This window comes from Ignavibacteriales bacterium, from assembly GCA_016214905.1.
Classification (GTDB): Bacteria; Bacteroidota; Ignavibacteria; order UBA10030; family SZUA-254; genus PNNN01.
Map to the genome: position 1 here is coordinate 625,048 of JACRMQ010000006.1, position 14,598 is coordinate 639,645.

Here is a 14,598-nt window from a genome sequence, read left to right on the forward strand (position 1 = left end):
TTATGGATTCAATCTGTAAATCATTCTTGGGAATGGGATCGTTTCCCTCACATGATCCAAACCGCAAATCCAACCCACAGTACGTTCAATCCCGAGTCCGAATCCGGCATGTGGAACCGATCCGTATCTTCGCAAATCGAGATACCACTCGAAAGGTGCGTGCGGAAGCTTATGTTCATCTAATCTCCTTATCAAAGTATCGTAATCATCTTCTCTCTGGCTACCGCCGATTATCTCGCCGTAACCTTCAGGGGCAAGAACATCCATGGCAAGTGCAAGTTTGGGATTTTGTGGATCCCGCTTCATGTAAAATGCTTTCACCTGAGCAGGATAACGATGAACGATTACCGGTCGGTCATATTGTTCAGATATTACTGTTTCATCTGTCCCACCTAAATCATTCCCCCATTCGAATGCAATTCCTTTTTTCTTCAAAATATCGATGGCTTCATCATAAGTTATTTTAGGAAGCGGCTTTTTTACGTTTTCCAAAAATTTTGTGTTGCGCTCCAGCACTTTGAGTTCCTGTTGTCTGTGTTTGAGAACAGAAGAAACAATATGCTCTAAAAATTCTTCAGCAAGTTCCATGTTATCATTCAAATCGTTAAATGCCACTTCCGGTTCAACCATCCAGAATTCAGTAAGATGGCGTCGGGTTTTAGATTTCTCCGCCCGAAATGTTGGACCAAAAACGTACACTTTTCCGTGTGCCATAGCTCCGGCTTCGCCGTAAAGTTGTCCGGATTGTGTTAAGTATGCTTTACCGAGATCGAAATAATCGGTTTCGAATAAGGTGCTGGTACCTTCGCAAGCGGCGGGTGTGAAGATTGGTGCATCCATTAAAACAAATCCACGATTATCAAAAAATTCCCGAATCGCTTTAATGATTTGATGACGAACCCGCAAAACCGCGTGCTGTTTTGATGAGCGAAGCCATAAATGTCGATGGTCCATCAGGAATTCCACACCATGCTCTTTAGGTGTGATAGGATATTCCTTTGCAATCTGTATGATTTCAACATTCATGACCTCCATTTCGAATCCACCGGGCGCGCGATCTTCTTTCTTGATCTTTCCAAAAACAGCAAGAGATGATTCTTGTGTTATTGAATCGAATAAATCGAATACGTTATCAGATACATTCCCTTTTACAATCACACATTGAAGTAAACCGCTTCCGTCGCGAACGACAAGAAATCTGATTTTTCCGCTCGATCGTTTGTTATACAGCCAGCCGTTGATTTTAACTTCACCGCCGACATGTTCGCCTAATTTATCTATTGTCACTCTTGTCATACTCACTTTTTTATTTTAATCAATGAATAATATTTCCGGGGTCTTATTAAGATTATTGTAAACAATTCAAGCTGAGAGATCGATCATTTTGATATCCTTGATATATTTTACGGTACGATACTCTTTGAGACTTTTCAATTTTTCCAATTTATCGTGAATACGATGAACATTCTCTTCAATTATCTTGATATATTTACTATGTGTTTCCGATGGAAAATATGATTTAATATCATCAGATAATGATTTCATTTCGTTAATAGATGGTTGGAATTCACCAACCACTCCCATCAACGTTTCTCTGATTGCCTTCAAGCGCTGCTGACTTATTTCCAGTTGCATTAAATGATCCCTTAGCCGATGCTTTTCGATAACACTCAAAACGGTCTTGGGTAGAATAGGTGATGATATCTCTTCTTTAACGAGATAATCATCGACGCCTATTTTCATCACATCAACAGCAAGATCGAAATCCTTATTTACGGTTAAAAATATAATCGGGAAATTGAATTTTTTCGCTTTCAGTTCTTTAGTAATTTCCAATCCATTTTTGCCCGGAAGAAAATAATCCATAAGCACTATATCATAATTGGGATCTTGCTCAAGTTCTTTAATCGTGTCGTGATAATTTTCCTTCCAGGTAATTTGAAATTTATCTTTTTCAAATCGCTGCAGGTAAACGCTGACGAGTTTCGCGAAATCTTTATTATCTTCGACTAAAAGAATCCGTATTTTTTCCTTCTCCATATCAAACTTGTTCCTTATATGAACTTACCCTGGGTAATGTGAAATAAAATGTTGAACCCGTTTCGGGAACCGATTCGACCCAAATATTACCTTTATGTAATTCGATTATTTTTTTCACAATCGCTAAACCGGCTCCGGTACCCTCATATTCTTCGCGTCTATGAAGCCGCTGGAAAATGACAAATATTTTTTCATAGAATTCCCGGTCAATCCCGATTCCGTTATCTTTGATAGAAAAAAGATAGTAATTATTTTCGGCATTTTGAAATTTCACTTCAACAACAGGATTTTTTTTATCGTTGAATTTTATTGCATTACCGATCAGATTACGGAATACGATACGCACCTGAGTTTCGTTTCCATACACCTCAGGTAAATCATCCGGGAGTATGAACGATACATCTTTTTGCCTGATGGTGAATTCCATATCAGTCCGAATATCTCGAATAACGTCGCCTATTGCAATTCCCTTGAACGATTCAGCCGGTCGGCTAACGCGCGATAATAACAACAAATCATCTATCAAACCTTTCATCCTGGTTGTGGCACCGACAATTGAATCTAAATATTCTTTGCCTTCTCCTTGTATAATATCCTGGAAATCAGTTTGTAATATCCTGCTGAAACCCTCCACACTGATTAACGGTTCTTTGAGATCATGCGAAACTACGTATGTAAAATCGTCAAGTTCTTTATTCCGTCTTTCTATCTCAGTTGATTTTTGCAACGTCTCTTCGTGAAGTTTCCCTTTTTCCAGAGCAAGCGCTGTTAAATTGGCTATACTTTCCATTAATCTTTTTTGAGTTTCGGAATAACTGCTATCAGGTTCCGCTTCAATCGACATCAGGCCGAATAGAACTTCTTTCGATAACATCGGGATGAACATAGTTCGGTTATCCGATGAATGATATGCTTTTCTGCTTTCAACTACCTGCCCGAGTATTGATCCGGATATTATCGTGCTAGATTGTGCCGGTGCAGGAATAAATATTTCCTGACCACCGAGTCGCTCTACGTGAAGAATAGGTGATTTTGTTTTTGTCTTCTCATCGTACAACTCGATCTTGAACATTTGGAACGGAATAACTTGTTTAACCTGATTATAAACCGTGGCAAATATTTCATCGATATTTAATGTCGAGGTGAGGTGCTGACTTATTTCATAGAGAACCGTCAACCGCTCAACTTGTACTCGCAATTCACTGTAGAGTCTGGCATTTTCAATAGCAGAACCGAATTGGTTTCCGACCAATGTTAAGATTTGCTTCTCTTTTTCGGTAAACGGATGAATATGATTATAAAATATATCGATCACCCCAAGTGCCCGATCATTTGAGACGATAGGAATCAATGCCATCGCTTCTAAATTAAGTTTTTTAAGAATCGATCTATTATCAGGCATTATTCTCTCATCAAGATATGCATTCTGATTAATGTACATCGGTTCTTTCAATACTGCCACCACTCCGGTTGCGGATGCCGATTGGTTCAATCGCATGATGGACTTATTTTCTTCGATATTAAAACCGGTATGTGATATCATGACCAGATCGTTTGAGTCGGTATCATGCAGATATAAAATAACGGCTGAAGCTCTTATCAGTTCTTTTAAGTGTGGTAATGCCTTCTCAAGCATTCTCTGGAATTCAAGTGAGCTGCTGATGATACCCGAAATTTCGTTGAGTGCCATGAGCTGCTCGTTGTTCCTCTTCAGTTCGGCTTCCGAGTTCTTGAGTGCCGTAATATCTGTTTGTGTGAATACCAAGCCGGTAATTTTTTTACCGATCTCCATCGGGTTGACCGTAAGCTGATATGTTCTGTCGCCTGATGAAGTTGTATAAAGAATTTCTTGAGAGAATATATATATCTCGCCTGCAAGCATCTTATCGACAATGCCATGCAAAATATATTTTACAGCATCATTCGGCAGTAAATCGTAAAGGTATTTTCCTTCATAATTATCGGTTCCGGCTTTGCCGAATTCTTTCATGAACTGCCGCCATGCGTTATTCACTTCACGAATGCGGAGTTCCGTATCAACAGTGTAAACTATACTGTTAATTGAATCTAACAGATTATGAATATACGACGAATCCTCCGAAACCTGACGGAATAATAAGACGCGATCTATGATTGTCCCGATCTGCTGCGCTATTGGTGTTAAGAGTAGTGAATGGTCATCTGTATATGTAAACGGCTCAACGCTAAAGAGCTCCAAAGTCCCTAATATTTTATCTTTAAGAGTTATAGGAACACCGATGTGAGACCTTATTTCTCCAAGATGTTGACTTATCTCTTTTAACTGTGCGTCTCCATGAAAATCATTCACTATCAGCGGTTTTTTTTCTTTGAGCACAATTTGTGATATAGTTCGCTCAAGAGGTATTATTTTCCCTTCAATTATTCCCGTTAAGGTCCCTGAGTAGACAGTCAGATATTTTGAATCATCTTTGAGTATGTTGATGCTGATATTATCGTACTGCACAAGATTTTTTATTTCACTCGATACTGTAACAAATATATCGCGAAGATCAAAGGTTTGATTTGCTTTTGAAACTATACGGTTGAAAAGTTCAATCTGTTTATTTCTTTTTTCCAAAGTTTGAACTAAACGTTTCCGCTCTGTTATGTTACGGGCGATATTCAGCATTGCTATTGGTTCGCCCATCCTATTCCGCAATAAGGTCGTGCTCAAACTTACTGGAATCAATGTTCCGTCTTTCGCCCGAAGGGTCATATCAAAATCATGGAGCCAGTTATGTTCACGCAGACTTGCTATCCAAAGCACGAATCTACCCATTTCTTCTTCAACCAACCATGGATATGGAAATTCGCAACCGTTAATGTCATTCCGGTTATATCCGAGCAAATTCAGGAATGTGCGGTTAACCTGCACAACCGTCCCCTCCAGATTAGTAAGAATCAGAATGTCTCCCATAGTATCGATCACGTTGCTTAAAACGTATTGAGATTCCCGGATCTCATTTTCAGATCGTTTCTGGACAGTGATATCATCGAAAACAACAACATTTCCGATTTTATTTTTTTCGGTATCGAGCAGGTTAGTAAAGAGGCATCGGAAAAAGATTTCTTTATCTTCTCTTTTCCAATTAAATTCTATCATCTCTTCTTTATCACCCGCCGAGACATGCTTAATCACATCGTCGAATGATATCTCATCATAAAATGGAATGATCGATCGGGCATCCTTTAGCTTTATCTTCTCGAACTCGACATCAAAAAGATTTTGGAATGAGACATTGCAGAAAATACATCGCTGGTTATTGTCGAATACTATAACAGCTTCGGGGATCGATCTTATCAGATTATTTTGGAATATATTTTCTTCCTTCAGTGTTTTCAATAAATTCTTGGACTCTGTTTGATCGATTATTGTTCCCAATATCTGTATAGCATGCCCGTCCACATCCCTATACACTTCGATCCCGTCTTTTACAAACCTGTATTCCGCTTTCCCTTTCGGAAGAATACGGTATTCAATTTCATCCCGTCCGGTAATATCTTCAAGCCGGGTAATTCTTTCGAAGAAATATTTTTTATCGTCCGGATGGATCAGCTTGAGCCATAAATCTTTTATGCGCGTGAATTCATTTCTTGTATATCCTGTCAGGGATTCTATTCTTCTGTTCACCAGCGTGAATGAGCCAGATGCAGACGCCTGATAAAGCACATCCGGACTCGATTCGATCAATGAGGTTGCCAAATTGGCTTTTGATTTCGCGGTTTTAAACATTCCGGCATTGATCAGATGATTGCCAATTAAATGTCCGATCGTGATGTAAAGGTCTTGCGTGAAATGCAGTGCGCCTTGATCTTTCCGCGAACAAAAGAGAAACATCCCGACCAACTTTTCGTTCGCCACCAACGGTATTAATGCTACAATTTTTATTCCCGCAGATTTAAAAATACTTCGATGAGGAAGATAACTTGGGTAGCGATCAATGCGGAATAGATGAGGTAAAAGAGTTTTTGATATAAACCCGCCTATACCATGTTCATTTTCAATTTCGTGAAGCTTTTGCGCAACATCGGATGGTATATTCCTTGAATCTGCCAATATTAATTTCGATCCCCCATCATCGGGCAGGTAAGCGGCTCCAATTTCTAAACCGGACAGCTCCGATATTTTGATGATTATGCTTCTCAGAGATTTTGTTAAATCAAAGTTATTGAATAATGTTGAGCTGATATTTTTAAGGTATTCAATCTCCTGCCGACGTTGAAAGATTTCATTCTCAAGAGCGTTTTGTGCTGTCGTGTCTTCAATATAAATTGCAATATCACCGGTTTTCTGATCGTTGAGATTGAAGAATGTAAGTACGCATTCAATAATCTTATTATCTTGTCGCTTTATTATAAATTTATCGGCAGCCGGTTTCGATTTTGGACCTGCCTGCTTCTCGAGACGCTGACTAAATTTCTCTCGATCTTCATCTGCGATAATCGATACAATTTCTTTACCGACAATCTGTGCGGATTCTTGTTTCAGTAATTCGAGAAATGAGTTGTTTGCATATTTTACAATTCCATTGTTCGTAATTGTAATAGGTAAAATTGAGTTTTCAATCAACGCTCTGAATGATACTATTTTTTCAGTCACCTCTGTCAATGTTTTTTTATCGGCGGTGATATCCTGAACCGAAAGCTGGATGCAATCATTTCCTTCATACCGTATCGATGAAAGATATATTCTCGCTTCTAATGTTTTTCCTGTATTTGTATTAATAGAAATTTCTATAACAGCCGGTTCACCCGATTCACGTACCGATTGTATTAACTTTTGAACTTTGCGATATGAATCATTCGACAAAAACGATTTTATATTTTTCTGTGATAGTTCTTCTGCTTTATTGAATTCAAATAGGGAAACAAATTTATTATTGGTAAATACAATCTTATTTTCTCTCAGAAGCGCAATGGCAATGTTAGATGATGAAATGATTAATTCATAATCGGACTTCTGTTGCTCTAACTTTATGACCATTTCTTGATGCTCTTCAATAACACGGACAATCGCGAAATACCATCCATCTGCCACAGTTGAAATATTTATTTCAACCGGTAAAATTCTTCCGTTCTTTTTAATTAAATCGATCGCAATTTCCACTGACCGTTTCTTCTGTAAATCTAAAATTGATTTTATAAATTTCCGGCGATGAGATGGTATTATTATGTCGGTCAACTTTATTATTTTCAATTCTTCCAGTTCATATCCGAGAAGCGATAGTAATCGGTCATTAAACTCTCGATGATTACCATTACGGTCGAAGAGGAGAAGCGCGTCAGAAGCTTTATTAAAACTTTGTTCAAATCTCTTTTCAAAATTCCCCATCATTGATTCCGAAGAAATAATTAGAGGAGTTTCAGGGGAATCATCCGACAATGCCTTGGTTATGTTGAACGGCACGATCGCGGATGCTGTATATCTTCCTTTTAGCGATATGGGCAAACAATACAATTCATTTTTATAAAGAATCACATCCAAACATATTGAAGATAAATCTTTAATATCTGCGATCATTTTAAGAGTTGGAATATCTTTTAGAAGGGTAACGACGGTGAATAATTTCTTTCTTCTGCAAATATTTGCAAGCGCCTCGAAAAGAAGGATAATATTCTTATCCGTCATTCCAATCTTATGTAAATAATTTAAACCATCAATAATAACTACAGATTTGTTCTCAATGGAAGATAGATTTTTAATGAATTTGTTAACGAATATTTTGGATTTGATTTCTTCAGGATGGAATTCAATTACTTTATAATATTTTTGATTTTTAACTTCGGACAAATCACTCTTACCGAAATTGAAACGTTGAATCGGTATTTTATTACGTGAGGAGTAGCTAAGAAGACTTTTTAATAACGGTGCGACATTCGATTCGGAGCTTAGAAGCAACAATAGTGTATCGCCCGGAACGATTCCTCCCAGATGATTATCTAACTTTTTTGAACCTGTAGAAAATTGTATCTCGTGCATGCGTGGAATTAATTTCTGTCAAAGATTATATAAAATGTACAAATAATTCATTCATTGCACAAAAACGAAATGTTTGAATATGAATTGAATGAAAATAGATTTTCACTTGATATTAATTCAATAAAAAAGGCGACCGAAGATAATCGGTCGCCTTTTAATAAGTTTATGACTTAAAAATTACTCGGCAAAATTATAACTTGCTGTCATAAATCCAAACGTATTTAAATTATCGTTTGAACCGAATAATCCGAGACCACGACGGAGTGCTTCTTCACTCACCGTTGCGTCGAGTGAGAATCCGCCAAATTTAAATCCAACACCCATTGTGACTAAACCATCGAATGTTGACGGATTTAGACCGCCAACTAACATCATGCTGTGAGCAATGGATTGATTATTTTCATATTTATATGTTTCTGATTGCGTTAAAGAAGTTCCCTGTCGATCGGTCCTGGTCCATTTAGCTTCAAATTCATGTTTGACGCTACCGATAGCTCGTTGATATCCCAATCTGCATGCAAGCCAATCTGTTGCCCACCATTCGGCACCGAGATTAATTACCGGCAGAGCAGTGTAAGTATAAGTTTCAGTCCCTGAGAAACTTCGGGTGACCGTGTCTGCGGGAAAATAATAATAGTCTATGTAACTTCCGGTTGTATCCATTTTCATTTCAACGCTACCTGATTGGAAACTAACACCGCCGGCAAAATAAAACGATTGGGTTTTGTATTCACCGCCAAGACCGAATGCAAATGCTGTTCCGGATTCTTCCATTGAAAATGTTCTCGGAAATGCATTTAAGAATCGCGTTTCGGATGAAGTTTTCATTACCGCTTTATCTTCTTTTGGTTCTCCACTAACTGTAGCAAACATCGCATAAGGGACAAAATTAAATTTATTGTTGATTTTGAATTTACCGCGTGCCGCCAATTGCAATTCTGTAGCTGAAACAGAATATTCACCATTGTCACGATACCACATGTTATACCCAGTATCTGCCGGTGAGGATTTTGCAATATCAGTCGCACTGTTGAATCTGACAGCACCACTGAAATCAACTGACGAACCATTACCTAGATCAAGAATCGCGCCTGCTCTGAGACCCATCATGCTCGAGGAACCTTCTCCTTCTCCAGTATAAGTTGTACTCGTATCGCGGCGTAGTGGATATAAAAGAGTCCATGTATATTTATCATCATAATTATAATCATAATTAGACCAGCCATACATGAAACCAAATCCAAGTGTCAAGTTGCTCATTTTGTACGCTGCAAGCACTTCCCAAACATTATTGACGTAAGGGATGTCATTCGCGTAACGTTGCATGAATGGAGGTTCTAATGTTTGATTGATTGAATTGATTGTGGTAGGATCATAACTCAGGATTGTTCCAACTGTTAAATTATCAGTAACGCCAAATGAAACACCGGCGTTCTGCTGCCCGTATCCGTTATCTGAACTCGAGCTGCTGTACAACCTACCGCCGGAGATGTTCATCCAGAGATAATCTTTGTAATCTGCTTGATATGCCGGATTGACAAAAATTAACGCAGGATCATTCATGATAAATGGATTTAATACTAATCCATAACCTGCCTGTGATCCGCCCATACTTGCCTGGCGAGCAATTCCACCCGGCTTTGCCTGGGAGAAAGCTAAGCTAACTACCATGACCACCAAAATTATTGCAATAACAAACTTCTTCATAATACCCTCTAATATTTGTGAATATTTAGTGATTTAATTTTTATAACGTATATTTAATTCCTGCAAATATTCCGAGCCACTCAGTCGGTTTATCTTCAGTTGCTAAATAATTGAATGAAATATTACAATCTATTGCCATTTTATCATCGATCTTATATTCGGCACCCAACGATGGAATTATTCCGAATTTTGTTTCTGTGTTAGTGGCACTTCCTTCTTTATAATCCAATGCGATAATTTTTGAGGTAATCGTTGAACTCATTACGAAGACGCCTATATCAAATTTACCGTATATGCTTATCTGATCGTCCATTTGCGCAGAGTACTTAGTGCCTACCAAGATCGGTATAATTTCAAATTTTGTTGTGTTAACCGCTACCGTTGAGGTAATTTCTTTCCCCGGAAAATAGAGATATCCCGACGTTAAAGTAATTGCGACATTTTGGTCGAAATCGTATCCGCAGGTCACCAATCCGCCAAATCCCATTTTTATAGAATCGCTCATCTTACCCATCGGCAGAGCAATTCCTCCATCAAATTTAAAAAAAATGTTTTGGCTAAATAAATTGATCGAGCCGAATATTATTAAAAATGTTAGAATAATGATATTTTTTTTCATAGATGCCTTGTTAATATTTTATTAGTATCAATTATCAAAAAATAATTTTAAAAATTACAACCAATAACCGCGTAAAGTATACCAAAAAAAAAGGAATTTGTCAAGTTTTATTTTATTGTTTAACCTAAGCGGGTTATCTCCTTATTTTTCAATAGGTCGATATTTTTTGCAATCTTGATCAAATATTTTGATTTTTGTGCGTTTTTCTCAATAATCAGCAAAATTGGAATAAAAAAAGGCGTTCTGAAACAGAACGCCTTTATCAACTAGTTTGACTAAAAACTGAGATGATTAATTGATTACAAAATTAACTCCAGCGCGAATATTGAAATTGCTCATATCAGAAATTACAAGATATTTGGCGGCTAAATCTAAATTCATGTTATCGCCAATCTTCATTTCATAGCCAATTCCGGGTGCAATTGTGAATTCGCTACTGGTTTCAGAGACCTCACCACCAAATGAATATGGTCCTACAGTATATGTAGGTGATTCGAAAGTCCAGCTAAACATATACATTCCAATTTCAGCGCTTCCATAAACACGTCCGTCACCTTCAGTGAAATAATATCTTCCACCAACAAGAATTGGAATAGCTGAATATGAATAACTAAAAACTCCAAAATCCTTTCCACCCCAGCTAATATAGCCAGCCGTACCGGAAAGGGAGATCTGGTTATTTAACTGATATAAGAAGTTGGCAGTTCCACCAATACCCGTACCAGCAAAATCACCGAAGGTACCCATGGGAAGTGCAAGCTCAAGACCAACGCCTGCTTTCATTTGACCTTCCTGAGCGAAACCGATTCCGGTCACTACTAAAATCAACATTAAAACGGAAACTAATTTTTTCATTTATAACTCCTGTTATGTTTATGATTGTTAATTATGTTAAATAACTGACTTGCAATTATAAGAAAAACAACACTATTTGTCAAGTCAAGAGTTCCACTGAGAATAATAATTAGTGAATTTTTAATCTTTTAACAGATTTCTTGATATAACAATTCTTTGAACCTCTGAAGTACCTTCATAAATTTCGGTTATTTTCGCATCACGCAAATACCGCTCAACATTATATTCCTGGCAGTATCCATATCCACCATGAATTTGGATTGCATCGAGAGCGGCATCGACCGCAACTTTTGATGCGTACAATTTTGCCATTGCCGACATATTACCGAACGGTTCATGAGCATCTTTTAATGCGGCAGCTTTTAGCGTTAATAACCGCGCTGCTTCAATTCGTGTTGCCATATCGGCTATCTTAAATTGTATCGCCTGAAATTCTGCAATATATTTACCAAATGCTTTTCTTTGTTTTGCGTATGCAACAGAGGCATCTAACGATGCCTGTGCGATACCGAGAGCTTGAGAGGCGATTCCTATTCTACCGCCATCAAGCGTCTTCATCGCAAATTTAAATCCGAATCCTTCTTCACCTATGCGGTTTGCAACCGGCACTTTACAATCTTGAAATGATAACGAAACAGTATCGGAACTTCGTATTCCTAATTTCTTTTCTTTCTTCGCCACGGAAAAACCCGGCGTTCCTTTTTCAACAATAAAAGTGCTAACACCATGGGCGCCTTTTGTTTTATCGGTTGTTGCCATAACCAATATTACATCTGCTGTAGATCCATTTGTAATAAAATTCTTTGTTCCGTTTAATATGTAATAATCACCTGATCTCTCCGCCATCGTTTTTTGATTTGATGCATCGCTTCCGGCTTCAGGTTCGGATAACGCGAACGCACCAAGCAATTTTCCACTAGCGAGCGGGATAAGATATTTTTGCTTTTGCTCTTCACTCCCCCATTCATTTAATCCGTAAGTTACAAGCGAATTATTAACAGACATGATTACACCGCAAGAAGCATCGATCCTGGAAATTTCTTCCATGGCAAGTACGTAACTTACCGCATCCAGCCCCGCACCGCCATACTGTTCCGGGACCATCATCCCCATAAAACCTAACTCGCCTAATTTCTTGACGATCTCGTGCGGAAATTTTTCTTTTTCATCTCTCTCAATAGCAGAAGCCACTAACTCATCCTCGGCAAATTTACGCGCGGTATCTTTTATCATTAATTGTGTTTCATTGAAATTGAATTGCATTCTTACTTTCCTTCGTATTTATAAAATCCTTGACCGGTTTTTCTTCCTAAATGTCCTGCCGCAACCATCTTTTTTAATAATGGAGATGGTCGGTATTTTGAATCTCCTAATCCTTCATGAAGGACATTCATGATGGAAAGGCAAACATCTAATCCGATAAAATCAGCAAGTGTAAGCGGACCCATGGGGTGGTTCATACCCAATTTCATTATCGTATCAACTGCCTCGGGTGTTGCAACTCCTTCCATAACGCAATAGACCGCCTCATTTATCATCGGCATTAAAATTCGGTTTGCTATGAAACCCGGGTAATCATTCACCTCTACCGGCACTTTCTCAAGCTTTTTTGAAATCGCAACGACTGTTTCCAATGTTTCATTTGAAGTTGCGAGGCCGCGAATTATTTCAACAAGTTTCATCATCGGTACCGGATTCATGAAGTGCATGCCGATTACCTTATCGGGACGTTTTACTTTTCCGGCGATCTCAGTGATTGAAATTGACGACGTGTTCGTAGCGAGAATCGCGTTCGCTGGTGCTGCCACATCGATCGTTTGAAATATTTTTGTTTTAATCCCACGATCTTCAATTGCCGCTTCAATAACTAAATCTGCATTCTTAACACTTTCTTCCAAGACAAGTGAAGTTCGGATATTTCCTAATGTTTCTTTCTTCTTATCCTCGGTAATGATTTCTTTTTTAATCTGGCGATCAAGATTGTCGGTGATAGTTTTTATCGCATGGTCAAGATATTGTTGACTGATATCATTCAACGTAACGTTAAATCCATACTGGGCGAATACGTGGGCGATTCCGTTACCCATTGTTCCCGCACCGATCACTGTAACATTTTTTATTTCCATAATAAACCTTCCTTAATAAAGTTCAACAATCATCGCGCTCGCCTCTCCACCGCCGATGCACAAAGATGCTATTCCCCGTTTTAAATTTCGTTGTTTAAGAGCGTGAAGCAAAGTAACTAATATACGAGAGCCGCTTGCTCCAATCGGATGACCTAACGCCACCGCTCCGCCGTTGACATTCACTTTGTTGTTATCTAAACCCAGAATTTGATTAACCACGAGCGTTACGACAGCGAATGCTTCATTGATTTCAAATAAATCAATTTGCTCTTTTGTCAAATTAGCTTTCTTTAGCACTTTCGCTATAGCATCGGCAGGAGCTGTTGTGAACCACTCAGGTTGTTTTGCGGCAGAACTGGATGCAATGATTCGTGCGAGCGGTTTTACTCCGAGTTGAGTTGCTTTTTCTTTAGACATGATGACTAATGCTGCTGCTCCATCGTTGATCTTAGAAGCATTTGCTGCCGTGATTGTTCCGTCTTGAACAAATGCCGGTTTCAAAGTCGTTATTTTATCGAACTTAACTTTTTTCGGTTCCTCATCATCACTTATGATTAATGGCTCTGCGCCTTTTTGCGGAATCGTTATTGGAATTATTTCTTCTTTGAACGATCCGTTCTTTTGCGCTTCCAATGCCCGTTGATAACTTTGAACTGCAAAATCATCTTGCGCCTTTCTTGAGAGGTTGCATTCCTTTGCACAAAGCTCACCGGCATTCCCCATGTGAAAATCTTTATAAGGATCCCACAAACCGTCTTTAATCATCAGATCGGTAATTTGTCCGTGACCCATCCGGTAACCATTTCGCGCTTTTTCGAGAGTGTAAGGAACATTTGACATACTTTCCATTCCACCTGCAACAACTATCTCAGCATCGCCAAGAGCAATAGCTTGTGAAGCAAGCATAACCGATTTCAAACCTGAGCCGCAGACTTTATTTATCGTCATGCACTCAACCGATGTGGGTAATCCCGCGTAAATCGCGGCTTGACGAGCCGGGGCTTGACCCATTCCACTCGGAAGTACACAACCCATTATCACTTCATCAACTTGCTCAGATTTGATGTTTGCTCTTTTAACAGCTTCTTGGATGACATAGGCACCTAATCTTGTTGCGGGAAAGGAACTTAATGAACCGCCGAACGATCCAATCGGAGTTCGGCAGGCGCTCGCAATAATAACTTCTTTACTCATATTAATTAAACTAACGAGTTAATAATCAGTGATTTAATTTTTTAGATCTATCGGAT

9 protein-coding genes are annotated in these 14,598 nt (G+C 38.5%); all 9 read right to left on the minus strand.

Annotation, left to right across the window (positions count from 1 at the left end):
• Nucleotides 1-1,296 carry an asparagine--tRNA ligase gene (gene asnS / locus HZB59_06655; protein ID MBI5021096.1) on the minus strand — a complete coding sequence of 432 codons (1,296 nt, stop codon included), beginning with the start codon at nt 1,294-1,296 and terminating at the stop codon, nt 1-3.
• A 66-nt stretch (nt 1,297-1,362) separates the two neighbouring features.
• Entirely contained in the window at nt 1,363-2,040 is a 678-nt protein-coding gene (locus HZB59_06660) for a response regulator (GenBank protein ID MBI5021097.1), read from the minus strand.
• Between the two features lies 1 nt (nt 2,041).
• Nucleotides 2,042-8,041, minus strand: a complete 6,000-nt coding sequence (locus tag HZB59_06665) for a PAS domain S-box protein (protein MBI5021098.1) — start codon at nt 8,039-8,041, stop codon at nt 2,042-2,044.
• Nucleotides 8,042-8,218: 177 nt separating this feature from the next.
• Complete coding sequence (locus HZB59_06670; GenBank protein MBI5021099.1) at nt 8,219-9,748, minus strand: hypothetical protein; 1,530 nt, start codon at nt 9,746-9,748, stop codon at nt 8,219-8,221.
• Nucleotides 9,749-9,788: 40 nt separating this feature from the next.
• Nucleotides 9,789-10,367: an outer membrane beta-barrel protein gene (locus HZB59_06675; GenBank protein ID MBI5021100.1), complete on the minus strand. Its 579-nt coding sequence runs from the start codon at nt 10,365-10,367 to the stop codon at nt 9,789-9,791.
• 291 nt (nt 10,368-10,658) lie between these two features.
• Nucleotides 10,659-11,222 carry an outer membrane beta-barrel protein gene (locus HZB59_06680; protein ID MBI5021101.1) on the minus strand — a complete coding sequence of 188 codons (564 nt, stop codon included), beginning with the start codon at nt 11,220-11,222 and terminating at the stop codon, nt 10,659-10,661.
• A 120-nt stretch (nt 11,223-11,342) separates the two neighbouring features.
• Nucleotides 11,343-12,485, minus strand: coding sequence for an acyl-CoA dehydrogenase (locus tag HZB59_06685; protein ID MBI5021102.1), 1,143 nt, complete (start codon nt 12,483-12,485; stop codon nt 11,343-11,345).
• Nucleotides 12,486-12,487: 2 nt separating this feature from the next.
• Nucleotides 12,488-13,348 (minus strand): 3-hydroxybutyryl-CoA dehydrogenase, encoded by an 861-nt coding sequence (locus HZB59_06690; protein MBI5021103.1) that lies wholly within the window; start codon nt 13,346-13,348, stop codon nt 12,488-12,490.
• Nucleotides 13,349-13,360: 12 nt separating this feature from the next.
• Nucleotides 13,361-14,542 (minus strand): thiolase family protein, encoded by a 1,182-nt coding sequence (locus HZB59_06695; protein ID MBI5021104.1) that lies wholly within the window; start codon nt 14,540-14,542, stop codon nt 13,361-13,363.
• Nucleotides 14,543-14,598 lie beyond the last annotated feature (56 nt).

Bases quoted from the DNA above. Each gene is read 5' to 3' on its own strand.
- asnS (MBI5021096.1), bottom strand. From the start codon at position 1,296: ATGACAAGAGTGACAATAGATAAATTAGGCGAACATGTCGGCGGTGAA.
- HZB59_06660 (MBI5021097.1), bottom strand. From the start codon at position 2,040: ATGGAGAAGGAAAAAATACGGATTCTTTTAGTCGAAGATAATAAAGAT.
- HZB59_06665 (MBI5021098.1), bottom strand. From the start codon at position 8,041: ATGCACGAGATACAATTTTCTACAGGTTCAAAAAAGTTAGATAATCAT.
- HZB59_06670 (MBI5021099.1), bottom strand. From the start codon at position 9,748: ATGAAGAAGTTTGTTATTGCAATAATTTTGGTGGTCATGGTAGTTAGC.
- HZB59_06675 (MBI5021100.1), bottom strand. From the start codon at position 10,367: ATGAAAAAAAATATCATTATTCTAACATTTTTAATAATATTCGGCTCG.
- HZB59_06680 (MBI5021101.1), bottom strand. From the start codon at position 11,222: ATGAAAAAATTAGTTTCCGTTTTAATGTTGATTTTAGTAGTGACCGGA.
- HZB59_06685 (MBI5021102.1), bottom strand. From the start codon at position 12,485: ATGCAATTCAATTTCAATGAAACACAATTAATGATAAAAGATACCGCG.
- HZB59_06690 (MBI5021103.1), bottom strand. From the start codon at position 13,348: ATGGAAATAAAAAATGTTACAGTGATCGGTGCGGGAACAATGGGTAAC.
- HZB59_06695 (MBI5021104.1), bottom strand. From the start codon at position 14,542: ATGAGTAAAGAAGTTATTATTGCGAGCGCCTGCCGAACTCCGATTGGA.